The sequence below is a fragment of the Ostreiculturibacter nitratireducens genome (assembly GCF_032670585.1).
Taxonomy (GTDB): domain Bacteria; phylum Pseudomonadota; class Alphaproteobacteria; order Rhodobacterales; family Rhodobacteraceae; genus Ostreiculturibacter; species Ostreiculturibacter nitratireducens.
On the sequence record NZ_JAVQHL010000001.1, the window covers coordinates 909,355 to 932,905 of the forward strand.

At 64.3% G+C, this 23,551-nt stretch carries 23 protein-coding genes; 4 read left to right on the plus strand and 19 right to left on the minus strand.

All coding sequences use genetic code 11. The features are described from left to right. Nucleotides 1–35: 35 nt before the first annotated feature. From ABCN56_RS04420 to ABCN56_RS04465, 10 genes are all read right to left on the minus strand, one after another. Nucleotides 36–1,409 carry an aspartate aminotransferase family protein gene (locus tag ABCN56_RS04420; RefSeq protein WP_343079552.1) on the minus strand — a complete coding sequence of 458 codons (1,374 nt, stop codon included), beginning with the start codon at nucleotides 1,407–1,409 and terminating at the stop codon, nucleotides 36–38. A 16-nt stretch (nucleotides 1,410–1,425) separates the two neighbouring features. Beyond that, nucleotides 1,426–2,901 carry an NAD-dependent succinate-semialdehyde dehydrogenase gene (locus ABCN56_RS04425; protein WP_343079553.1) on the minus strand — a complete coding sequence of 492 codons (1,476 nt, stop codon included), beginning with the start codon at nucleotides 2,899–2,901 and terminating at the stop codon, nucleotides 1,426–1,428. A gap of 115 nt (nucleotides 2,902–3,016) precedes the next feature. After that, a complete protein-coding gene (locus ABCN56_RS04430; protein WP_343079554.1) occupies nucleotides 3,017–3,496 on the minus strand; it encodes an Lrp/AsnC family transcriptional regulator in 480 nt (159 codons plus the stop codon). Between the two features lie 3 nt (nucleotides 3,497–3,499). Next, nucleotides 3,500–4,645 (minus strand): M24 family metallopeptidase, encoded by a 1,146-nt coding sequence (locus ABCN56_RS04435; protein WP_343079555.1) that lies wholly within the window; start codon nucleotides 4,643–4,645, stop codon nucleotides 3,500–3,502. A 3-nt stretch (nucleotides 4,646–4,648) separates the two neighbouring features. Then, the gene (locus ABCN56_RS04440; protein ID WP_343079556.1) at nucleotides 4,649–5,635 is read right to left on the minus strand and encodes a cyclodeaminase; all 987 of its coding nucleotides are present in this window, start codon (nucleotides 5,633–5,635) and stop codon (nucleotides 4,649–4,651) included. Then, entirely contained in the window at nucleotides 5,625–6,629 is a 1,005-nt protein-coding gene (eutB, locus tag ABCN56_RS04445) for a hydroxyectoine utilization dehydratase EutB (RefSeq protein WP_343079557.1), read from the minus strand. Before eutB ends, ABCN56_RS04440 begins: the two co-directional genes overlap by 11 nt. After that, complete coding sequence (gene ehuA / locus ABCN56_RS04450; protein WP_343079558.1) at nucleotides 6,630–7,445, minus strand: ectoine/hydroxyectoine ABC transporter ATP-binding protein EhuA; 816 nt, start codon at nucleotides 7,443–7,445, stop codon at nucleotides 6,630–6,632. It abuts the gene before it with no gap. Then, a complete protein-coding gene (gene ehuD / locus ABCN56_RS04455; protein WP_343079559.1) occupies nucleotides 7,445–8,110 on the minus strand; it encodes an ectoine/hydroxyectoine ABC transporter permease subunit EhuD in 666 nt (221 codons plus the stop codon). Before ehuD ends, ehuA begins: the two co-directional genes overlap by 1 nt. 3 nt (nucleotides 8,111–8,113) lie before the next feature. Then, nucleotides 8,114–8,779, minus strand: coding sequence for an ectoine/hydroxyectoine ABC transporter permease subunit EhuC (ehuC, locus tag ABCN56_RS04460; protein WP_343079560.1), 666 nt, complete (start codon nucleotides 8,777–8,779; stop codon nucleotides 8,114–8,116). Nucleotides 8,780–8,853: 74 nt separating this feature from the next. Next, on the minus strand, nucleotides 8,854–9,699 hold the full coding sequence (locus ABCN56_RS04465) for a transporter substrate-binding domain-containing protein (protein WP_343079561.1): 846 nt from the start codon (nucleotides 9,697–9,699) through the stop codon (nucleotides 8,854–8,856). 185 nt (nucleotides 9,700–9,884) lie between these two features. Between ABCN56_RS04465 and ABCN56_RS04470 the strand changes: the two genes are divergently transcribed. From ABCN56_RS04470 to ABCN56_RS04485, 4 genes are read left to right on the plus strand one after another with little or no spacing between them, the layout of a single operon-like run. Next, nucleotides 9,885–11,069, plus strand: coding sequence for a M24 family metallopeptidase (locus ABCN56_RS04470; protein ID WP_343079562.1), 1,185 nt, complete (start codon nucleotides 9,885–9,887; stop codon nucleotides 11,067–11,069). A 5-nt stretch (nucleotides 11,070–11,074) separates the two neighbouring features. Continuing rightward, the gene (gene argE / locus ABCN56_RS04475) at nucleotides 11,075–12,235 is read left to right on the plus strand and encodes an acetylornithine deacetylase (RefSeq protein ID WP_343079563.1); all 1,161 of its coding nucleotides are present in this window, start codon (nucleotides 11,075–11,077) and stop codon (nucleotides 12,233–12,235) included. A gap of 7 nt (nucleotides 12,236–12,242) precedes the next feature. Next, entirely contained in the window at nucleotides 12,243–13,142 is a 900-nt protein-coding gene (locus ABCN56_RS04480; RefSeq protein WP_343079564.1) for a DMT family transporter, read from the plus strand. A 12-nt stretch (nucleotides 13,143–13,154) separates the two neighbouring features. Next, nucleotides 13,155–13,844: a GntR family transcriptional regulator gene (locus ABCN56_RS04485; RefSeq protein WP_343079565.1), complete on the plus strand. Its 690-nt coding sequence runs from the start codon at nucleotides 13,155–13,157 to the stop codon at nucleotides 13,842–13,844. 156 nt (nucleotides 13,845–14,000) lie between these two features. Here ABCN56_RS04485 and ABCN56_RS04490 read toward each other — a convergent pair whose 3' ends face one another. The 9 genes from ABCN56_RS04490 to ABCN56_RS04530 form a co-directional block, all read right to left on the minus strand. Continuing rightward, nucleotides 14,001–14,906: an NAD-dependent epimerase/dehydratase family protein gene (locus tag ABCN56_RS04490; RefSeq protein WP_343079566.1), complete on the minus strand. Its 906-nt coding sequence runs from the start codon at nucleotides 14,904–14,906 to the stop codon at nucleotides 14,001–14,003. Continuing rightward, nucleotides 14,903–16,126, minus strand: a complete 1,224-nt coding sequence (locus ABCN56_RS04495) for a glycoside hydrolase family protein (protein WP_343079567.1) — start codon at nucleotides 16,124–16,126, stop codon at nucleotides 14,903–14,905. The genes ABCN56_RS04490 and ABCN56_RS04495 overlap by 4 nt, the downstream gene beginning before the upstream one ends. A gap of 28 nt (nucleotides 16,127–16,154) precedes the next feature. Next, nucleotides 16,155–17,120, minus strand: coding sequence for a D-2-hydroxyacid dehydrogenase (locus ABCN56_RS04500; RefSeq protein ID WP_343079568.1), 966 nt, complete (start codon nucleotides 17,118–17,120; stop codon nucleotides 16,155–16,157). Then, nucleotides 17,117–18,091, minus strand: coding sequence for an NAD(P)-dependent oxidoreductase (locus ABCN56_RS04505; RefSeq protein ID WP_343079569.1), 975 nt, complete (start codon nucleotides 18,089–18,091; stop codon nucleotides 17,117–17,119). Before ABCN56_RS04505 ends, ABCN56_RS04500 begins: the two co-directional genes overlap by 4 nt. Beyond that, entirely contained in the window at nucleotides 18,088–18,981 is an 894-nt protein-coding gene (locus ABCN56_RS04510) for an ABC transporter permease (protein ID WP_343079570.1), read from the minus strand. Before ABCN56_RS04510 ends, ABCN56_RS04505 begins: the two co-directional genes overlap by 4 nt. 2 nt (nucleotides 18,982–18,983) lie before the next feature. Beyond that, the gene (locus tag ABCN56_RS04515; protein WP_343079571.1) at nucleotides 18,984–19,931 is read right to left on the minus strand and encodes an ABC transporter permease; all 948 of its coding nucleotides are present in this window, start codon (nucleotides 19,929–19,931) and stop codon (nucleotides 18,984–18,986) included. Next, nucleotides 19,931–20,941, minus strand: a complete 1,011-nt coding sequence (locus tag ABCN56_RS04520; protein WP_343079572.1) for an ABC transporter ATP-binding protein — start codon at nucleotides 20,939–20,941, stop codon at nucleotides 19,931–19,933. The genes ABCN56_RS04515 and ABCN56_RS04520 overlap by 1 nt, the downstream gene beginning before the upstream one ends. Next, nucleotides 20,931–21,944: an ABC transporter ATP-binding protein gene (locus ABCN56_RS04525; protein WP_343079573.1), complete on the minus strand. Its 1,014-nt coding sequence runs from the start codon at nucleotides 21,942–21,944 to the stop codon at nucleotides 20,931–20,933. Before ABCN56_RS04525 ends, ABCN56_RS04520 begins: the two co-directional genes overlap by 11 nt. A gap of 76 nt (nucleotides 21,945–22,020) precedes the next feature. After that, on the minus strand, nucleotides 22,021–23,535 hold the full coding sequence (locus ABCN56_RS04530) for an ABC transporter substrate-binding protein (RefSeq protein WP_343079574.1): 1,515 nt from the start codon (nucleotides 23,533–23,535) through the stop codon (nucleotides 22,021–22,023). Between the last annotated feature and the right edge of the window lie 16 nt (nucleotides 23,536–23,551).

The window sequence follows — 23,551 nt, forward strand, 5'->3', positions numbered from 1 at the left end:
ATCACGTGGGGAGGCTCAGGCCCTCGTTTCTCGGCTCAGCCAAGCACGGTCTTCACAGCCCGCGCCGTCGCCTCGGCGACGGTCTCGGCCTCGGCGCGTGTCAGGCAGAAGGGCGGCGCGAAGCCCAGGATGTCGCCTTGCGGCATCGCCCGCGCGATCACCTTGTCCTGGGCGAGAAGCGCCGCTGAAATCTGCGGCCCGATCTTCTTCGCGGGGTCGAAGAACTTGCGGCTGTCCTTGTCATCGACGAACTCCACCGCGCAAAGCATCCCTTCGCCGCGCACGTCGCCCACGTTGGGATGACTGCCCAGCGCTTCGGTCATGGCGTTCTTCAGGTGGCGACCGACCTCGCCCGCGTTCTGCACAAGGTTCAGTTCGTCGATGAGTTTGAGGTTCGCCACGCCGGCCGCCGCGCCGATGGGATGCGCGGAATAGGTCCAGCCGTGGCCGATGGGTCCATTCTCATCGGTGCCCTGCTCAAGCACCTTCCACACCTTGTCCGACACGATCGAACCCGAGAGCGGCGCATAGGCCGAAGTGAGACCCTTGGCGATGGTAATGATATCGGCCTCGATCCCGTAGTGATCGGAGCCGAACATCGTTCCGAGACGACCGAAACCGGTCACGACCTCGTCGGCGATCAGGAGGATGTCGTGCTTCTTCAGCACTTTCTGGATTGCTTCCCAGTAGCCCGCCGGGGGCGGAACGATGCCGCCGGTGCCGAGGACCGGCTCACCGATGAAGGCGGCGATCGTATCGGCACCCTCGCGTTGGATCAGCGCCTCGAGTTCGGCCACGCAATGGGCGACGAAGTCGGCCTCGGACTGGTTCAGGTCCTTGCGGCGGTAGTAATAGGGCGCCTCGGTGTGCAGGACCTGCGGGAGCGGAAGGTCGAACTTCTTGTGGAAGAGTTCGAGCCCAGTCAGCGAACCCGTCATCAGGCCCGAACCGTGGTAGCCGCGCCAACGCGAGATGATCTTCTTCTTCTCCGGCCGGCCGAGGACGTTGTTGTAATACCAGACGAGCTTGACGTTGGTCTCGTTCGCGTCCGAGCCGCCGAGGCCGAAATAGACCTTGGACATGTTCTTCGGCGCACGGTCGAGGATCATCTTGGCCAGCGTGATCGAGGCTTCGGTGCCATGGCCGACATAGGCGTGATAGTAGGCCAGTTCCCTCGCCTGCGCTGCGATCGCCTCCGCGATCTCCTGCCGGCCGTAGCCGACGTTGACGCAGTAGAGCCCGGCGAAGGCGTCAAGAAGGCGGTTGCCGTCCCGGTCTTCGATGTGCACGCCCGAGGCCGTCTTGATCACGCGGTTGGGGCTTTCTCCGCGCGCATGCTGCGCAAGGTGCGTCGAGGGATGGAAAAAGTTCTCGCGGTCCCACTGGTCGAGTTGATCGTTCTTCAGCATTCGTCTTTCCTTCCTCTCATGCCCAGTCGCGGCAGACGTATTTGATTTCGGTGAATTCCTCCATCCCCAGACGCGCTCCCTCGCGGCCAAGGCCCGACTGCTTCGTCCCGCCAAACGGGATCGGCGCACCGGTCACCTTCGTGCGGTTCACGGCGACCATGCCGAACTGAAGCGCGCGGCTCGCCCGGTAGATGCGGCGCGGGTCCTGGGTGTGGATATACGCAACCAGCCCGTATTCGGTGGCGTTCGCGCGCGCGATCACGTCATCCTCGGCGTCGAAAGGCAGGATCGGCGCAACGGGACCGAAGGTTTCCTCCGACAGGATCTTCGCGTCCGCCGGGACGTCCACGAGCACCGTCGGCTCGTAGAACAGCGGGCCGAGCTCGTGCCGCTTGCCGCCACAGGCGAGCCTCGCGCCCTTGGCCAGCGCGTCCGCGACGTGCTCCTCCTGCTTGGCGACGGCCTTCTCGTTCATGAGGGGGCCGATGTCGCAGTCCTCGATGCCCGGTCCGATCGTCAGTTGCCTGGTCGCTTCGGTGAATCGCTTGCAGAACTCCTCGTAGATCGGTCGCTCGACGAAGATCCGGTTTGCGCCGAGGCAGTCCTGGCCGGACGTCGCGAACTTGGCCTTTATCGTCTCGGCCACAGCGTTGCCGAGGTCGGCGTCCTGGAAGACCAGGACGGGGGCATGGCCGCCAAGCTCCATCACAAGCCGCTTCACGGTCTCGGCCGACTGCCGGTAGAGAAGCCGCCCGATCTCGGTCGATCCGGTGAAGGAAAGGGCACGGACCCGCGTGTCCTTCGTCCACGGTTCGACGACGACCGGGGCGATGCCGGTGACAACGTTGAAAACGCCCGCGGGAACGCCCGCGCGTTCGGCTAACTCCGCCAGCGCAAGGGCCGAGAAGGGCGTTTCGGCCGACGGATGACAGACGACCGTGCAGCCCGCCGCCATCGCCGCCGCCGCCTTCCGCGTCAGCATGGCAGAGGGGAAGTTCCACGGCGTGATCAGGGCGGCGACGCCGACCGGCTCGCGCCACAGTTCCACTTCCGCGTCCGGCAAATGACTGGTGACGCCTTCTATGTTCGGTCGCTTCGCTTCCTCGGCATAGAACTCGACGAAGGCCGCGCCGTATTCGATCTCGCCCACGGCTTCGGACAAGGGCTTGCCCTGTTCCAGCACCATGATACGCGCGAGGTCGTCCTTGTGCGCGAGGATCATCTCGAACCAGCGCCTGAGGATCGCGGACCGGCCCTGCGGAAGAAGACCGGACCAGCCGGGGAATGCCGCTTGGGCCGCATCGACGGCGGCAGCGGAATCGGCGGCGGACAGGCTCGCCACCTCGCCGATCGTTTGGCCAGTGGCCGGGTCCGTCACCGGAAGGGTTTCGCCGGAAAGTGCGGCGCACCATTTGCCGCCGATGTAAGAGAAGCTGCGCACGAGCTTCTTGTCCTTGATGTCGGCACGAGCCGAGAGAGCGGTATCCAGCATTCGATCCTCTTGAGGAATGTCCCTCAAATGATCGCTCTCCGGAGCAGGCAGCGAGACCGAACTTCGCGGCATTGGCAGAAGAATCATCTGCCCCCGCCGCGTTTCGCAGACCAGATCAATGGGAGCCGATAAGTGCTTCGAAAGGCGGCGCGCCGAATCCCTTCACCGGCTTCGTGACGATGTAGGTGAAGTAGCGGGCAAGACCGATGCGCGCGTCCAGCATCTCGTCGATCAGCCGTTGGTAGGCGTCGATGTCGCGGGTGACGATCTGCAACAGGTAGTCATAGCCGCCGCCGAGTGCCCAGCAGGCCACTATCTCGTCATAGCTCCTCACCGCATCCTCGAAAGAGCGGAAGCTAGCCGATGTGTGGTCGGCCAATTCGGCCGCGACGAAAACGGTTACATGGGGGCCGAGTTTCTTCAGGCTGATCTCGGCCCGGTATCCCTCGATCAGACCTGCCTTTTCCAGTTTCTTCAGGCGATCCCAGCAGGGAGTGGGCGACAGCCCGATCCGCTCGGCGAGCGCGGCCTTGGTGATCCGCCCGTCGGTGGAGAGGACACGCAGGATCTGGATATCGCGCTCGTCGAGTTTCATCGGTCAGAGCACCGTCGGCCCCATCGGCGCCTTTGTCAGAAGTTCCGGCCCGTCGGGACCCAGAAGCGCGCAGTTCGAAACGAAGTAGTCGCCGCGCCCGGTCTCGGTGAACCACGAAAGCAGATGGAAGCTCATGCCTTCCTTGATCTCGAGATCGCTGTCGTGCCGCAGGCCTGTGACCTTGTTCCCGCCCGTCCAGGACGGCGGGAAGCCGATGCCGACCAGATATCCACAATGGTGGCGGCGGTAGTGAGGCATTCCGGCGGCGTCCACGACCGCCTGCCAATCCGCGTATACGTCGCGCGCACGCCGACCGGGGCGGAGCCCGTTCAGGCTCGCCTCAAAGGCGCGCTTCGATATCTCGGCCATCTCGGCATCCTCGTCGCGGATGTGGCCGAGATGAATGAGCCGCCCCATTGGCGCATGGTAGCGCGAGACGCAGCCCGCGAGCTCCAGCATGACTCGCCCGCCGTTGCGGTAGATGCCGTCGCCCCAGGTCGTGTGCTCCTCGGCAATGCGGTGGTCGGGACGGATGAAAGGGCCGAAGCCGGGCGGGTTGGAGCCCGCGCGGATCATCGCGGCGGTGCATTCGGCGACGACGTCCACCTCCCGCGCACCGTCATGGATGGCGGCGATTGCGGCAAGGGTCCCCGCGTCCGAGGCCCTGGCGGCCGCGCGCATGAGCACCTGTTCCTCGGGCGACTTCACGAGGCGCAGCGCGTCGGTCAGATCCGTGATATCGGCCCATTCGGCCGCCCCGGTCGCGGTGGAAAGCTCCCTGCCGGCAGCGAAGGTGAGACCCGAGGAGGCCGTTTCGAGCCCGACACGCCTGCCCGCCAGGTCGCCAAGTTCCTTCGCCAGATGGCTTGCTGCCGTGACGCTGTCGGTATGGCCCGAAAAGCGGGCGTTGCGCACCTGGTTTTCGATCGTCACGCGTTCCATCTGCCGGGTAACGAGCACCATTTCCCCGTCAGCTGGCACGATCAGGTGATGCGGCGCGAAGTAGCCCCAGTGGTCGAGGCCGGTCAGGTAGAAGACGCTTTCTGGCGCGGAGAATACCGCGAGATCCAGGTCGCGGGCGGCCATTTCCCGGCGCACGGCCGAGACGCGGCGGGCAAGTTCCTCATCGGAGAAGGGATTTCTGAACATCTGTCATGCCTGGATGATCGTCCCCGCTTTTCCGAACCGGGCGCGGACATGGGTGGCGATGGCGGTATCCTGAACGCCGGTCCCGGTCAGGTCGCAAATCGTGATGTCTTCGGGCGACTTCCGCCCGGGCTTCCGGCCGATGATGACCTCGCCGAGTTCGGCAGGGGTGTCCTTCGTCCACACGCCAGCGGCAAGTGCGGCTTCAAGCTCTCCGGAAACCTCGCACTGGCTTACGCGGTCGCAGACATAGGCGTCGACCGCCATGAGGGCCGCGGGCTCGATCTCGTTCTTTCCGGCCTGATCAGATCCCATCGCGGTGATGTGCAGGCCGGGGTGGAGCCATGCCGCCTTGATGAGCGGCTCCCGCGCGGGTGTCGTCGTCACGACGAGCTGGCTTTCGGACACGAGAGCGGCCGGGTCCGCGACCGCCTCGGCTTCGATCCCGAGCGACCCGGCCAGATCGGCGGCGCAGGCGCGGGCCTTCTCCATGTCCCGGCCATGCACGAGCACACGAGTGAACGGGCGCACGAGATGCGCGGCCTGCATCTGCAGCCGCGCCTGAACGCCGGTGCCGATCACGCCTGCCGTCTCGACCTTTTCCGACGCCAGGTGGCGTGCGGCGACCGCGCCCGCTGCGGCGGTGCGAATATCGGTCAGGTAGCCGTTGTCGAGGAAGAGCGATTCCACGAGGCCGGTCTTGGCCGAGAAGAGGATCATCAGGCCGTTGAGGCTCGGCAGGCCGATCTTCGGGTTGTCGAAGAAGCCGGGGCTGACCTTGATCGCGAAGCCGTCGAAGCCGGGGATGTAGGCGGTCTTCACGTCGACCTCGCCGTTCACCTCGTGCAGATCCATCGACATGATCGGCGGCATGACGACGCCGCCCTTGGCGAGCGCCGCGAAGGCGGCTTCGATCACGTCGACCGTCGTGAGGTCGAGATGGACGATCTCCCGCAGTTCCGCCTCGGTGACGATCTGGATGTCATGCGCCATAAGCCTTGCCTTTCACCATGAGGTCGCCGACCTGCACATCCTCGCCCGCCATGATCTTGTTGAAGGTGCCCATGTCTAGGTTGCGACCCGTGACGATCGTGCCCACGGGTCCGTCGGACGCGACCTTGCCCGCCAGCACCGCAGCAAGCCCCACGACCGAGGCGCCTTCGGCCACGATCCGGTCCTCGTAATAGAGGACCTGCATTGCGTGGCGGATTTCTTCCTCGGTCACCAGCACGACGTCGTCGAGGTTGTCACGGCAAAGCGGGAACGAAAGCCGGTTCTCCAACCCGATACCTCCGCCGAGGCTGTCGGCGAGCGAAGCAAATTCCGGAACCTCGACGGGATGGCCCGCGCGGATCGATTCGTACATCGCCGCGCCGCGGTCCATCGTGATGCCGATGACCCGGATCTTCGGGTTGATCGACTTGGCCGCGACCGAAACCCCCGCGGCAAGCCCGCCGCCCGACAGGGGCACGAGGATCGTCTTCAGGTCAGGCCGCGCCTCGAGCATCTCGAAGCCGATCGTCCCCTGCCCTGCAATCACCTTCGGATCGTCGAAGGGCGAGATCTCGACCAGCCCCTCGGCCTCGCACAGGCGCTGGCTTTCGTACATCGCCTCATCCTGCGTCGTGCCGATGATGCGGACGTCGGCACCAAGCGCGCGGATGCCGTCGACCTTGGCCTGAGGCACCAGTCTCGACATGCAGATCACGGCCTTCATCCCACGCCTGGCCGCCGCGTATGCGACGCCACGGCCGTGGTTTCCGGTCGAACAGCACGTAACGCCACCGACCGTGTCCGGCAGCGTCATGACCGCGTTCACCGCGCCACGCAGCTTGAAGGCGCCGATCGGTTGCATGTTCTCGAGCTTCAGCAGGAAGTCCTGCCCCACGGCCCTCGTCATGAATGGCGAGGGAACGAAGGGCGTCGCGTCCGCCACGCCCCGGATGACCCGCCTTGCGGCGAGTATGTCGGCCAGCGCGAAGTCCATTCAGTCCGCTTCCTTGACGGCTGAGAGGAACTGCTTCGTGCGGTCCCGACGCGGATTTCCGAACAACTCCTCGGGCGGACCCTGCTCCTCGATCCTGCCACCGTAGAAGAAACAGATCCGGTCGGAGATGTCGCGCGCGAAGCCCATCTGGTGGGTGACCATCAGCATGGTCAGGTTGTGCTCGGACACGAGCTTGCGGATGACGTTGGTCACCTCGCCGATCACCTCGGGGTCGAGCGCGGACGTGACCTCGTCGAAGAGCATGACCTTCGGCCGCATCGCGAGCGCCCGGGCGATCGCCACCCGCTGCTGCTGGCCGCCCGAAAGCCGCGAAGGATGCTGGTCCTTCTTGTCGATCATGCCGACCATTTCCAGCAACTCCTCGGACCGCTCGCGCGCATCCTGCTTCGACATGCCGAGCACCTGGACCGGCCCCTCCATGCAGTTCTGAAGCGCCGTCATGTGCGGAAACAGGTTGAAGTGCTGGAAGCACATCCCGATCGAGGACCGCGCCTTGCGCAGGTATTTCGGATCCGCCGGCACCAGCACGCCGTTCTTCGGCATGTGGGTCAGCGGTTTGCCATCCACGTAGATCACGCCGCCGTTGATCGTCTCGAGCGTCATCAGCATTCGGAGGACGGTCGTCTTGCCCGAGCCCGACGGGCCGATGATCGTCACCATCTCGCCCTCGGCCACGTCGAGATTGAGGTTGTCGAGCACCGTCAGAGCACCGTAGCGCTTGGTGACGTTCATGAACCGCACCATGGGCACGTCCGGCCCGGTCAGCTCCAGCGGATACTGCGAGGTGTTTTCCATCAGCTCATTCCCAGTTTGCGGCGGACCCAGGCCTCAAACGCACGGATGACTCCGGCAGAGGGCAGAGAGATCATCAGGAAGATCACGCCGACGATCGTATAGGGTTCCAGGTAACGGTAGTTCTGCCCGCCAATCGCGTTCGCGGCGTGCATCAGTTCCGCGACGCCGATCACGGAGAGCATCGGCGTGTCCTTGAAGATGCCGACAAGGTAATTGCCCATGCCAGCGACAGAGGGCGGCAGCGCCTGCGGGATGATGATACGGAAATAGGTCTGGATCGGCGTCATGTTGAGCGCGGTACAGGCCTCCCACTGGCCCTTCGCCACGGACTCGATGCCGCCCCTGTAGACTTCCGAAAGGTAGGAGGCGTAGTGGAGCCCGATCGCGATCATCCCCGCGACCCAGGGGCTCAGGTTGAGCCCGTACTGCGGCCCGACGTAGTAGACGAAGAATATCTGGAGAACGAGGGGCGTCGAGCGAATGAACTCGACCGCCTCGCGCACGACAAGCGTCACCGCGCGGTAGGGCGTGCGCTGCGCGAGCGCCAGAACGAGCCCGAGGAGTACGGCGATCGCGTATCCGATACCCGCCGCCATCAGCGTGTTCAGTGTCGCCCAGAGCATCCTGGGCATGATTTCGAAGGTGAATTCCCAGTTCCACTGCATGGCTCAGGCCCTCCCCAAGCGGCGCGCCATGACCCGTTCGAGCCAGCGCATGAAGGGCGTGATGATGAACCGCGCAAAGACATAGTAGATGATGAGCGCCGTGCCGAAGGCCTGTGCCGAGAGGTATGTCGAGCCGTTGATCTGGCGGGCCTCGAACATCAGGTCCGCAACGGCGATGAGCGCGACAAGCGCGGTGCCCTTCAGAAGCTCGATGATGAGGTTGCCCCAGGGCGGCAGCATCGCGACGAAGGCTTGCGGCAGGATGATCCGGCGCATCTGGGCGGCCGGCGACATGGAGAGAGCATAGGACGCCTCCCACTGGCCCTTCGGAACCGACTGGATCGCTCCACGTACCAATTCCGCACCGTAGGCACCAAGGTTGAGGCCGACGGCGACGAAGCCCGTCGTGAACTTGTCGAACGTCAGTCCGAACAGCGGCAGCACATAGAACAGCCAGAAAAGCTGAACCAGAAGGGAGGTTCCGCGGAAGAATTCGATATAGACAACCGCGATTCCCTTCGCGATCGGGTTTTCGGACAGCTTCATCAGCCCCATGGCCAGGGCCATGAGGACCGCCACGACAGCCGCGAGCAGGAATTGAGCCGCCGTGATAAGGGCCCCGTCGACATAGCGGCCACCGTATTCGGCCAGAAACTCCGGATAGGACATGACCGCTCCGTTCTCTTGAGACGGCGTGACGGGCCCGGATTAGGGGCCCGTCGGGATTTCAGATCAGCTGAGGATCAGCGGTTCTGGCAGACCCATTCGGTCGGTTCGTCGCCCGGAAGGACCTTTTCGTCGTAGCCGTATTCCGCGACCGCCGCGAGCATCTCGGGCGAGCCGAGGTATTCCGCCTGCGCCTTGTTGAACGCCTCGACGAAGTCGGCGTCATCGTGGCGGAAGCCGATGCCAACCCAGTTCTGGGTCCACTCAGGCAGCGCGCCGGGATCGGTCACTTCGATTTCCCCGCCCGAGCCCTTCGCGAGTTCCTGAGCGGTGAAGAAGGTCACGGCCCCAGCGGCCGCACGACCCGCCTTGACGGCAGCAAGGATCTCCGTCGGTCCGGGCACCTGCATGATCTGGCTTTCCGGCACGCCTTCCTTCAACGCGGCCTCGACCGTGTTGAAGCCCGCGCCCGTCACCATGGTCGCGTTCTTTTCGACGAAGTCCTTGTACGTGCTGATGCCCTCGGGGTTTCCCGCCTGGACGATGAACGCGTCGGACACCTTCGCCATCGGCTCGGAGAAGGTCACGTTCTCGCAGCGGCTGCCGAGAATGTACATGCCGCCGGTAATCACGTCGAAGCGATTCGCCTGAAGGCCGGGGATCAGCCCGCCCCAATCCGTCACGACCGGCTCGATGTTCTCGTAGCCCATCTTGCCCAGCACCCCGAGCACGTAGGCGTTCACGAAACCCAGCGGGGCATTGTTTTCGCCCGGATAAGCCCACGGAACCTCGTTGGCAAAGCCGATCCGGATCGACTCCCCGGCGTTGATGCGGTCCATCAAAGGACCGGCAATCGCCGCAACCGTCGACGCACCAAGCGCGATTCCTGCGGCAATCGTCGTCAGTATCGTTGATTTTTTCATGCCGTTCTCCCTGTTGAAAACCCCCGACCGGCAGAGTCGAGAATACATTGTTGTGCACATCATCGCGCAGCATTGTATCCTGTCAAGACAGAACCGCGATTTTGCTTGCGCTATCAGCTAATTATCTTGCCAAGATTTCGAATCCCTCCTAGCGTTGTGCACAAATCAGCCACACGCAGGTTTTCATGCCAATCGAACACGCTCCCTTCAGCGCATCCGAATACGCCCGCCGCCTCGCAAAGACACGCAAGGCCATGGAAAAGGCGGGAATCGACGTGCTTTTCGCCACCGACCCCTCCAACCAGGCGTGGCTCACAGGCTATGACGGCTGGTCGTTCTACGTCCACCAGGGCGTGATTCTGCCGATGGACGGCGACCCCGTCTGGTGGGGCCGCTACCAGGACGCGAACGGCGCGCTACGCACCGTCTGGATGGATGACGACAAGGTCATCGGCTACGCGGACACCTATATCCAGTCCACGACCAGCCACCCGATGGAAGACCTCGCCAAGCGTCTGACCGACATGGGATTCGCCAAGGCCCGTATCGGCGTCGAGATGGAGAACTACTACTACTCTGCCAAGGCCCATGCCGTCCTCGCCGCCGAACTGCCGAACGCGACGCTGGTCGATGTGACCGCGCTGGTGAACTGGCAGCGGATGGTGAAGTCGGAGGAGGAACTCTCCTTCATGCGCAAGGCCGCGAAGATCTCTGAAAAGATCGTCAGTGTCGGCATCGAGCTGGCCCGCCCGGGCCTGCGCAAGAACGAACTCGTGGCCGAGATCAGCCGCGCCGGCATCATTGGCGTGGATGACGCCTGGGGAGACTATCCGGCTATCGTTCCGCTGACGCCCTCGGGCATCGACGCGACCGCCCCCCACCTGACCTGGAACGGCGAGGAGATGAAATCCGGGGAAGCGACCTTCTTCGAGCTTTCCGGCTGCTATCGCCGCTACCACGCGCCGCTGTGCCGGACCGTGCACCTTGGCAAGCCACCGCAGGACATGATCGACGCCGCCAAGGCGCTGACCGCGGGACTCGAGGCCGGCCTCGAAGCCGCACGCGCGGGCAACCGGACCTGTGACGTGGCGAACGCACTGGGAGCCGAGCTCGAGAAGATCGGCATCAAGCGCTCCGCCCGCTGCGGCTACCCGATCGGTCTGAGCTACCCGCCGGACTGGGGCGAGCGCACCGCCTCGTTCCGCTCGAGCGACGAAACCGTGCTCGAGCCCGGCATGACCTTCCACTTCATGCCCGGCCTGTGGCTGACGGACTGGGGACTTGAGACCACCGAGTCGATCCTGATCAAGGAAAGCGGTCCGGCCGAGCCCTTCTGCAATATCGAGCGCAAGCTCTTCGTGAAGGACTGACGGAAGTGTTTTACCTCGACGACACGAAGGCGCTTCTCCGCCATATGGTCGCGTTCCCAACGGTCTCGACCGACAGCAATCTGGCGATGATCGAGTTCATCGCCGAGCAGCTGAAGGCGGTGGGCGCCCGGGTGGACATCCATCACGACGCGAGCGGCGCGAAGGCCAACCTCTTCGCCACGCTCGGGCCGGACGTGGATGGCGGCATCCTGTTGTCGGGGCATTCCGACGTCGTGCCGGTTGCCGACCAGGACTGGTCCACGGACCCGTTCGAGATGGTCGAGCGCGACGGCAAGCTCTATGGCCGGGGCACCTGCGACATGAAGGGGTTCATCGCCGCGGCGGTGGCGATGGCCCCCTTCTACGCCGAGAAGGTCAAGGACAGGCCAATCCATTTCGCGTTCACCCATGACGAGGAAACCGGCTGCCTTGGCGCCCAGGCACTCGCGCAGGTCCTGCGCGCGCAAGGCGTTAGGCCGGGCGTCGCAATTATCGGAGAGCCAACTTCGATGCGGATCATCGAGGGGCACAAGGGCTGCTACGAATACTCGACGCACTTCACCGGTCTCGAAGGCCATGGTTCCGCCCCTGACAGGGGTGTGAACGCGGTCGAATACGCCGTGCGCTACGTCGCCCGGCTGCTCGAACTCAGGGAACGGCTCAAGGAGCGGGCGCCCGCCAACAGCCGGTTCGAGCCCCCTTGGACCACGATCAACACGGGTGCGCTGATCGGCGGGGTCGCCCACAACGTCATACCGGGGAAGGCCCGCATCGACTGGGAGATGCGACCGGTCCAGCACGGCGATGCCGATTTCGTCAAATCCAACCTGCACGATTTCTGCACCCACACGCTCCTGCCCGCGATGCGGGCGGTTTCGCCGGACGCAGACATCGTCACGGAAGTCATTGGCGAGGTCGACGGCCTGATCCCGGCTGATGAGAACGAGGCCAAGGATATCCTGATGGAACTGACCGGCGCGAACGGCGCCGACACGGTGGCCTTCGGAACCGAGGCGGGGATCTTCCAGTCGCTCGGCACCTCGGCGGTTGTCTGCGGGCCGGGATCCATCGAACAGGCGCACAAGCCGGACGAATACGTTTCGCTTGACCAGCTCGGCCAATGTCTGACGATGCTTGAAAGACTGGGCGAGAAGCTCGCCGCGTGAGGATGCGATGCAGACCGCCACAGGAACGGAGAACCGGGCCAATGCGATCTTCTGGAGCGCGGCCCCCTTCATCTTTCTGATCTTCTGGTCCGGCGGTTACACTTTCGCCAAGCTTGGCCTGGCGCACATAGAGCCTCTCACCATGCTTGCAGTTCGCTACGGGCTCGCCGCCGTGGCTCTCATGCCGTTCCTGTTGCGTCCGGCGACGCGCTGGCCGGTCTCGGGGAGCCATTGGGGTGCGATCGCGCTGACCGGCTTCCTTATCCAGTGCGTCTACTTCGGGCTCGCCTACCTCGCCATGAAGCGCGGGATGAATGCCGGGACCACAGCGATCATCATGTCGCTTCAGCCGATCCTCGTTGCGTCTCTGTCGTCGCTCGTAACCGGCAAGCGCGGCGGGCGCTACCTTTGGGCAGGGCTGCTTCTCGGGTTCCTGGGCGTGCTGCTCGTCATAATCTCGGGCCACGCGCTCGGGCCGAGCCCCTGGATCGCCGTCATTCTCGCGCTGAGCGCGCTTCTGGGGATCACTCTGGCTACTCTTTTTGAAAAATGGCACGGGATGAAGACCGACCCCGCCGTTGGCGGCGTCGTCCAGTACGTCGTCGGCTTCGCCGTTCTCCTGCCGGTGTCTATGGCAACCGAAACGATGGTGATAGACTGGCAGCCGGAACTGGTCATTTCTCTCGCCTATCTCGTCGTTGCCAATTCGATCATCTCGATCGGCCTTTTCATTGCGCTTCTTCAGCGCGGCGACGCCACGCGCATCTCCTCCCTGCTCTATCTTGTCCCGCCGCTCGCCATGATCATCGCCTGGACGGTCCTGGGAGAGCATGTCACATCCCTCGCGCTCGTCGGCTTCGCGCTGTCCGCAGCTGGCGTGTACATCGTCAACCGTCAAACCGCATGAGGCTCCGACACATTGAATTTCGAGATCACAGACGTCACCCAAAGCGCCCGTGACCGCTTCGAGCGGATGTATCAGGAAATCCGCAACAGGATCTGCTTGCTGGACTACGCTCCGGGAACGCGCCTTTCGGAGGAGGCGCTTGCAGCCGAGTTCGGGACCAGCCGCACGCCGCTGCGCAGGGTTCTTGTCCGTCTCGAAGGCGAGGGCCTTCTGCAGTCGGTGCACGGGGTCGGAACATTTGTCACCGATGTCGAGATCGAAGAATTGGCCCAAACCTATCGCCTGCGCCTGGAACTCGCCGAACTCACCGGGAAACTCGATCCCGTCGCCCCGGATGAAGAACTTTGGGCGGATTTCCTTCGGCTGGCGGACCGTTCGCATGCGATGGTGGCCGATCCCGACCCGCGCAGGTTTGCCCAGCTCAACATGGATTTCTTCCTCGCGCTTCTGCGCCTGACGGCGAACGAACCGCTCCGCGAAGTGAGCGAGAGGCTCTATTTCCAGACGACGAGGATCTGGCTGAAATCCGTGTTCGCCTCGAGAATCGACCTGATAGACGAGGTCGACGTGTTCTGCCGCGAGGTGGACGACATATTGAGGGCGCTTAAGATCGGCGACCTTCATGCGGCCGCTCTGATCCAGCGGGCCCACATCTCGATGAGCTTCGAAAGGATGCGCAAGGGGATTCCTGCGCAGATGTGACTGCCCGCGGTCCGTTCACCCGGCAAGCGCCCTTTCATGGCAGCGCCCGCCAAGAAAACGAGCCGCGCGGCCGGAACAGGCTGGCGGCGCACCGATCCACGACCTTGGCCAGCGCAGCGTCGGAGTTGCCTTCCTCCCAGGCGGCACCTGTTTGGATCAGCCAAGTCTGCCGGTCTGGGAATTGTCGACCAGCATTCGGGATATTTCCTCCGCGTACAGTATCTCGGAGTCGTCAGTTGGCGCGTATCCGAGCTTCTCACGAGCGGATTGGAGCGACCAGAATGCGCGGGTGTTGTCGGAGATGCCGTAGGCGACCAGCCAGGGAACACCGTGGTCGCCTTCGATTCGTGGCGCCTCCGCGGCGGCTCGGAACAATTCGGCGCAGTCGCCTTCACTCAGGAATGCGCCCAGGGCACGCTTGAAACCGGCCAGTCCCTGCGGCTTTGGCAGCGATGTCTGCGGCGCTTCCATGGCGGTCGCGAAGCGCGCCGAATCGATCGGATACGGCGAACCGATGCGCAAGCTGACGATTTCCATGCGACGGCCAAAAGTGCCGCAAGCATATGGAAATCCCAGCAGTTCATACGATGCCTTGGCCCATCCGTAGAAGTTGTCCGACAATGGATAGTCGCCGGGAAAGACCAACTCGCGTTGGCGTCTGTGAACCTGGGCGTGTTCGTACCAGTCGGCCGCGTGATTGGACGAGACCATGACGACGCGTCGCACACCGGCATCATAGGCATGGCGGTAGATGCGCTGGGCTATCCGGATGTTCTCCAGCTCGGTATCGAAGCGATCGATCTGCGGCGGCAGAAGACCGTAGACGTCGTTCTGCGCCGACGAATGGAGATAGGCGCCGTGAATGACCGCGTCTATGCCGCTGAACAGTTGGCTCAGGGTGTCATCGTCCGCCTTGAGCAGGTCGCAAGCACGAAATTCCGCGCCCTTCGGAAGCAAGCCCGGGGGGCGCAGGTCCGTGAGCCTGAGGTCGTGCCGCCCCGCGAGCCCCCGCAGGCCTAGCGTCACGACGTGACCCGAGGCGCCGGTCAGGAGGATCTTCATCTCGGCTGTTCCCTTTTCAGTGCCTCGCCGATCCAGTCGAGGCGGCTCAGAGGCATCATGGCATAGTGATAGAAGGCTAGGTTGGTGGCACCGGCAGCACGTGCGGTCTCGATCTTCGCACGCAGGTTGGCCGTGCTCCGGCAATCGACGGCCAGGGGCCGCATCGCCACCGCGAGCCTTGTGCCGGTCTTCAGCACTTCACGGTAACGGCGAAGCTGCGCCGACAGCCGCTCGGCAGTGTCCGTATAGCCTAGCACGAGATACTCGTCGCACTCAGCGGCCACCTCCGCCGCATCTATTCCCAGAACCTCCGCGGCCACTCGGATCAAGTCCGCATCGGCGTCAACGCCCGGCAGGACATGAGCCATCGCGCCGGCGTGGTCGATGAAACACAACTCCACCCCGCTGGGCTCAAGCTCCGCCTTCACCTCGGCGACAAGCGACATCACCAGCGATTTGCGCACGTGCCCGAAACGCGAAAGCGCCTTTGCAGCATCGGCCTCCAGCACCGCACCACCAGCGGATGGCTGGCCTTCCCAGACCGGCTCCAGCGCTTCCCGGATATTTTGCGCCAAGCCCTCGACGTCTATCCCGGCGCTTCCGCCAGCCGTCCGGCAATGCTGGCAAAAGCAAAGTGACATGAGCGCACGAGCCCATCCCGGCAGATCGATCAGATAGCGTTCGTGGTGTTCCCCGTGCTCCAGGGTGCGGTAGTGAAGACTTTCGGCGAGGAGCCGTTCCACCGGATAGCGCGCCACGTCGCGCGCAAGCGCCCGGCAGTATTGCCGGACTTCTGGATTGGCGGGGCACAGGTCGGACAGGTACGCATCGCCGTAGACATTGCGCGTCGCGCAGTCGGGGAAGGCGGTCGCAAGCCGCGAGTTGTGAAGGAAGATCATCCAGGCGCCGACCATCATTCCCCGCTCCTTGGCAGCGTGGCACAGACCGCCCAGCACATCCGTGCCTTCGGCGGCATCGGCCAGTTTCGGCGCGAAGCCGGGTTCATAGAAGTCTGGTTGCGAGTGGAACCACGCGATGTCGCCCTCGTGCCTGTAGACGCGGTGACGTGGGTTGTGGGGAAAGACGTCGCGCGCGTCATGATAGGTCGCAGCCAGGATGACATCCGTGGCGGATGCCCGGCTCTGCAGGGCGTCCAGCACATTGGCGGTGCCCTCGTGCACGAGATCCGTGCCGAATACGAAGACCGAAACCTTGGTCATGTTCCCCCCTGCCCCGGTTCCCGCCGGCCTAGTACCAGAGCGATTTGTCGACGAGGTTGATCAGCGGTTCGCCGGCGGCGAACCGTTTGGCGTTTTCGCAGAGAACGGCCAGCCGCCGCTGCGGGATGTAGGGGCCTACGACCGCCACGTGCGGCGTCAGCAGTGCCCGCGGCTCCTGCCATAGCGGATGGTCCGGGGGCAGCGGCTCCTGCTCGAACACGTCTAGCGCCACGCCGCCGAGCCGCTTGCGGTGCAACGCGTCCGTCAAGGCGTCCAGGCGAACCGTCGCGCCGCGCCCGATGTTCACGAGGAAAGCCGAGGCTTTCATAAGCGCCAGTCGCCGCGCATCGAACATCCCCTCGCTCTCGGGGGTGTGTGGCAAGGTCAGGACCACTGCGTCCGCTTGCGGCAACAGGCGTTCCAGCTCGGATGGCGGAAACAGTTCCTGCATTCCTTCGGGGCAATCCGTCCGGCGCGGATCGATCCCTACGATCCGCGCACCGAAGGCGGCCAGCATACGGCCGATTTCGGCGCCGATGCCTCCGACGCCGATCACCAGCACGGTGCTTTCCGGCAGGTGGAGGATGTCGCAGTCGGCAAGATGGCGGTCCCAGGCTCCGCTTGGCTGCTGGCGCATGTAGACAGGCAGATTGCGCGCCAGACCGAGCAGCATCGCGACCGCGTGCGTTGCGACATGATCGTTGTAGATCCCCCGGAAATTCGTGACCTGCACGGGATGCGCCACAAGCTCCGGAAAGAAGTACCCAGCAGGCGGCGCCGCCATCGGCGCTTGCAGCCAACGCAGGTTTCGGGCTTGGGAAAGCATTTCCCGATCCAGCGTCCCATACGCGGCGGCGGCGTCGGGCAGGAGTCGCAGCGCGGCTTCGCGGTCACGCGCGATCTTGACGTCCAGCGCGGGGGCGGCTTCGCCCACCGCGCGGGCCCAGTCGTCGGTCAATTCGTCCGACGGTGGAAGCATCACGAAAGTGGTCATCGGTTCCCCCTTGGAATGTCCTCGCCCAGACGGTTCACCCAGGCTCCTTCCCCTTTGAAGGCTGCGAGGTTCCGGTCGAAGAGATTGCCCCAACGCCGACCGAATCCCGGGCTCGCCCCGGCGTTATGGGCGGTGATCACGACCTTCGGGTTCCGCCACAATTCCGAGTCACGCGGAAGGGGCTCCGTCCTGGTGACGTCGAGCCCCGCGCCGAGCAGACGACCGACCGTCAGCGCGTCCAGAAGCGCCTCTTCGTCGATCAGGCTTCCGCGTCCAATATTGACGATCCAGCCGTAGCCCAGCGCGTCCAGTTCGCGTCTTCCGATGATCGGCTTGCCATCGGGACTGGCTGGAGAGGCAAGCACGACGATGTCCGCCCATTCGCAAAGCTCGACCAGTTCGCCAACCCCGCGCACGTCCCTGACCGGCCCCGTGTAGTCGGCGGGGTTCCGCTTGACCCCCGCGACCTCGACGCCCCAACTCAAAGCGCGCTGCGCGATGGCGTCGCCGATACGCCCTAGGCCGACAACGGCCATGTTCCGGCCCTGAACCTCCTCGCCGATCAGCGGCTCCCAGAGGGCGTGTTCCATGTTGCGCGCAGCTTCGCCGATGCGCCGTGTGAGGGACAAGAGCAGCGCGAAGGCGTGCTCGGCAACGCAGTCCGTATGAACCCCGGCGGCCGTGGTCAGCACCACCCCCTGAGCGTCGAAGCGGTCCAGCGGATACTGCTCGAAGCCTGCGCCGGTTCCGGCGATCCAGCGCAGCGATGGGGTGAGGAACCGGTCATCCCAGGTGTGGGTGACCAGCACGCAGCCGCCTGCGGCCAGCGCCTCGGCGACACCGTCGTCGTCCGCCGGGGAAAGAACGGTGATCCCTTGCAGGTCTCCCAGGTGCTCGCGAACGCCCGGGGGAAGGACGGGGTGCAGAACCACGGCGGGCTTTGACGTGTTCGGATCGCGGCTGTCGGTCATTTGACTGTTTCCGGGCTCTTCGTGGTGCTGTGGCTTGGGTCGAGGACGTCGCGGATGGCATCGCCGAGAACGTTGAACGCCAGCATCAGCATCACCAGGGCGACGGTCGGCCAGATCACCAGCCACGGCGCGATGGTGATGAAGTCGCGGCCTTTCGACAGCATGCTGCCCCAGTCCGCCTGCGGCGGGCTGACCCCAAGCCCAAGGAAGCTCAACGAAGCGTAGGCCAGCTGCGCCGTGGACATGCTTAGCGCCGCCAGCACGATTACCGGCGGCATCACGTTGGGCAGGATGTGACGGATCAGGATGGTCGGGGCGCCGACGCCCGCCAGCCGCGCGGCATCCAGGTACTCGCTGGTCTTGATGCTGAGTGTGCTGGCGCGGGCGATACGGGCGAAACGCGGGGAGTAGACGATCGCGATCGCCAGCGATGCGTTGAACAAGCCCGGCCCCAGGACCGCGACAAGGATGATCGCGAGCAGGAGCGTCGGGAAGGCGAAGAGAATGTCCTGGCTTCGGTTCAGAACGGCATCCGTGATGCCGCCGAAATATCCCCCGATGACGCCGATCATCACACCGATGGCCATCGCGATCGAAACCGACAGAAACGCCACCGCGACGGCGATCCGGGACCCGTCGATCACCCGGCTCAGGGTATCGCGGCCCAGTTCGTCCGTGCCGAACCAATGCGCCGACGACGGCGGAGCCAGAAGGCTGAGATAGTCGTTGGCGTTCGGATCGTAGGGCGCGACGACCCTGCCGAACACCGTCAGCGCAACAAACAGAAGGATGATCGTCAGACCGAAGGCGCCGCCCTTGTGGCGAGAGAGCTGACCGATAAAGCCGAAGCGGGGACCGCGGGTACGAGAACTGGACGTGGCCATGCTCATGGTCAGAGCCCTCTCTGGCGAGGATCGAGAAGGGGGTAAAGCAGATCGACCAGCGCGTTGATGACGACGAAGGTCGTGGCGAAGACGAGAGTCGTGGCCGTGACCATCGGGTAATCCCGGGTGTTGATCGCCTCGAGCATGCCGCGGCCCAGTCCCGGCAGGCTGAAGATCTGCTCGACCACGATCAGTCCGCCGAGAAGGATGCCCAGCTGGAACCCGATGAAGGTCACGATCGGCGGAAGCGCGTTTCGCAAGGCGTGCAGATATTCAATGCGCTTTTCCCGAACTCCGCCGGCACGCGCCGTGACGATATATGGGGCATTCAGGACCTCGAGCATCGCGGCACGGGTCATCTGCATGGTCATCGCGGTGATCGGGAACGCGATCGTCAGAAGCGGCATCGCCATCGATCGGACGTGCATCACCGGATCGTCCGACCAGGGCGTGTAGGAAACGCGGAAGAGATCCGGCGCCCAGCGCGAGCCGACCAGCAGCAGGAGAATGCCGATGACGAAGATCGGGACGGAGAAGGTGAACAGAAGCGTTACCCGGATGATGATGTCGAGCCGACGGTTCGCGTGAACGGCGGCGACGACGCCGGCCGGCAACCCGATGACTGTCGAGACCAGGAGCGTCAGGAGCGCCAGTTCGAGCGAGACGGGGAATTGTCGCATGAGATCCGAGGCGACGCTGCGGCCCGTGATCGGCGATGTTCCGAAATCACCCTGCAGCGTGTTCACCAGCCAGTTCAGATACTGGATCGGCAGGGGCTGATCGAGGCCGAGCCGGCGGCGGACCTCCTCGAACTGCTCCTCGGTCGCGCCCTCCTGCCCGACGATGACGCTGGTCAGGTCGCCGGGAATCAACGCCCCAAGGGCGAAAACCAGGACAGATACCGCGAGAAGGACCAATGCCATTCCCAGGAGGCGCATCACCACCCTCTTGAGCATCACACAGCCTCCTCGTCTGCGATCTGCCGCGCACCGCCTGCCTCGGCATAGTGGCAGGCAACCAGGTGCCCGGAACCCAGGTCACGAAGCGGCGGCTTTTGCTGAGCACAAAGGTCGGAAGCCAGCGGGCAACGGGTATGAAAGCGGCAGCCGCTGGGCGGATTCAGCGGGCTCGGCACATCGCCGCGAAGCGCCGCATCTCCCCGGGACCGCTCCCGCGCCGGGTCGGGCAGCAGGGTCGCGTTCCTGAGCGCGACGGAATACGGGTGAAGCGGGCGGCGGGAGAAGGTCTCTGCCGCAGAGGCTTCGACAACCTCGCCCAGGTACATCACGATCACGCGGTGGCTTATCGCCTGCACCGCAGCCAGATCGTGACTGATGAAGATGTAGGAGGTTCCGAGCCTTTCCTGAAGATCGAGCAGCAGGTTCAGGATCTGGGCCTGCAGCGAGATATCGAGTGACGCGATGGATTCATCGTGGACCACGATGGAGGGATCGGCGATCAGGGCGCGCGCGATCGAAGCGCGCTGCTGCTGCCCCCCCGAAAGCTGATGCGGTTTTCGCGAGGCCATCGCCGGATCGAGCCCCACCAGGGAAAGCATCCGCGCGACCGTTTCGGCGGTGTTCCGTTCCCCCTTGGCCTGCAGCGGCTCCGCCACGCTCGCCCCTACCGACCGGCGCGGGTTCATCGAGCCGGCGGGGTTCTGAAAGACCATCTGGAACTTGCGGCGGCGGGCGCGTCCGGGTGCGCCTCGCTCCCAGATGTCGCCGCCCTCCATCATCACCCGCCCCTCCGAGGGTTGCAGCAGCCCCACGATCAGCCGCGCAAGCGTGGATTTGCCGCAGCCGGATTCGCCCACGATGCCCAGGGTCTCTCCCGCACCGAGGTGAAGCGACACGCCGTCCACAGCGCGCAGGAGCCGGGTTTCGCGGCTGCCGCGCTGGCGGACGTGGAACTGTTTCTTCAGGTTCTCCACCTGAAGCAGAGGGGGCCTTGCGTCAGAGGTCATGTTGCGCCTCCCGGGGAGCGTCCGGCGCCACGAGCTTTTCGCCGCTCTGGGTCTTCCAGCAGCGCGCGAAGTGGCGTTCTCCCACTTTCAGAAGGTCGGGATGACGCATGCAGCGCTCGTCGGCGAATACGCAGCGGTCCCGGAACCGGCAGCCCTCGGGGAGGCGCCCCATGTCCGGCGGTGATCCCGGCAGCGTCGGCGTCTTCTGGCGGGGCCGGTCGGCCCTCGGGATAGAGCGCAGAAGCCCAAGCGTGTAAGGATGTTTCGAACTGCGGAAGAGTTCTTCGACGGGGGCTTCCTCGACGATCTCTCCGGCGTACATGACTGCGACCCGGTCACACATCTTCGCGACAACGCCCATGTTGTGCGTGATCAGCAACAGCGCTGTGCCGCGATCCCGAGTGAGCTTTTTCATCAGGTTCAGAACCTGTGCCTGGATCGTGACGTCCAGAGCCGTCGTCGGCTCGTCGGCGATGAGAAGTTGCGGCTCGTTGATCATCCCCATCGCGATGACGACACGCTGCCGCATGCCACCGGACATCTGGTGCGGATAGGATTCAGCCTGCCGCTCGGGGTCGGGCATTCCGACATCGGCGAGCGCGGCGTGGATGCGGCTTGCCGCCGGGGCGCCATGCCCGTGCGCGGCGAGTGTCTCGCGCATCTGCCAGCCCACCGAGAAAGAGGGATTGAGCGCGGTCATCGGGTTCTGGAAGACCATGCCGCATTCGCGGCCGCGACGCTGACGCATCGCCTCTTCGTCGAGTTTCAGAAGATCGGTGCCGTTCAGTTCGATGGCGCCACCCTCGATCCGTCCTGGCTTTGCCACGAGGCGGAGCACCGACATGGCCGTCACGCTCTTCCCCGAGCCGGATTCGCCGACCAGCCCCAGAGTCTCGCCCCGGCCGACCTCGAACGACACGCCGTTCACGGCCGTCACGACCCCGTGGCTGGTGTGAAATCGCGTTGTGAGGTCTTTGACCCTGAGAACGGGTTCGGTGCTCACGATCAGATCTCCCGGCAATTGGTCATGGGAGGATCCAGGGCCGCACGGCGCAGTGTCGGGCGGCCCCGGAAAAGGATCACTTCAGCGCGACGTCAGCGAGGAACGTCCGCGAGATCGTGGCGTCCGGAGCGGCCGAAACCACGTGATCGGTATAGGCGACCCAGGCGTTTCGCGAAGCGACCGTGATGTCGGGGAACACCAGGTCGTCCTGCATGACGGCGATCTCGGCCAGCTTCGCCGGGTAGTCCTCGGCCGAGCTGCTCTTTGCCGCCTCGATCAAGTCGGCCATCTCCTGAGGCGTCGGCCCCTGACGGCCCGGGCGCGGCATGAGGTAGAAGAGCGGATCGGCCTGGAAGGCGTACTCGTTCGTCATGATCTCGTAATTGGCGTTGTTCTGCTTATCCAGCCAGACAGCCGTCTGGTTGGCCTCGATCGTCACCCGGATACCGGCCTCCGCCATCTGGCCCTTCAGGATTTCCGCGAAACGGTCGAGGTAGGTGGCGTAGCCTGCAAGGTGGTTGAGCGTGATGTCGATGCCATCGGGATAGCCTGCCTGCGCCAGAAGTTCCTTGGCCTTCGCGATGTCCTGCTTCTGGTATTTCAGGTCGGACAACTGCGGACCCCAGCTGTAGGAAGGCGGTATCTGCGCGCTGGGGGTGGCTTCGCCAAGGAACGCTCCGGCAACGATCTCGTCGCGGTTGAGCGCAAGCGACATCGCGCGACGGAAGTCGGGATTGCTGAACGGTTCGAGGTTGGTGTTGATGTTCAGACGCACCGTGTTCGTGGAGCCCACCGCGACAGTGGTGACATCCGGCACGCTCTTGAGCTGTAGCATGCTTTCGGCACTTGGGAACATCATGTCGATCTGACCCGACAGCAAGGCGGCGATCTGCGCCGACTGCTCGGGCATGTAGCGGATCGTCAGGTTCTCGACCTTCGCGGCCTTGTCAGCGTTCCAGTAGTTGTCGTTCCGCTTGAGCACCAGTTCGCTGTTCGGCGCATAAGAGACGAGGCTGAACGGACCGGTGCCGAGCATTTCCTGCTTGGGATCGTGGCTCGTCACCCAATCAGCCTTCATGATGGCCGACCCCACGACGAACGGGCTGCCGAGGTTCAGAAGGAATCCGGCGTCGGGCGCGCTCAGTGTGAAGCGGACGGTGCGGTCATCGACCTTGGCGATCGAGGCCAGCGACTTGAAGCGGTCCTGCGCATAAGGCAGGCCGTCCGCCTTGAGACGCTCGAACGAGAAGACGACGTCTTCCGGCGTGACCGGGCTGCCATCGGAGAACGCGGCGCCTTCGCGCAGCGTGAAGTCGTACGTCGTGCCGGCATCGTCGATCGTCCATTCGCTCGCGAGCATCGGCGTGATGCCACCATCGAGCTCGGCGCGGACAAGACCCTCATAGACCAGTTGCCAGACATACCATGTCCGGATCTGCGATGATTGTATCGGGTCGAAAGTCTGCGGCACGACGTCTTCCGCGACGATAAGGGTGCTGGCCCGATCCTGAGCCTGGGCCGCCGTGTCCGGGGCGAAGGCCAGCAAACCGGCCGTGGCGAGCCCCGCCAGTCCTCGAAGTGCATATCCCATCTGATTTCCTCTCCTG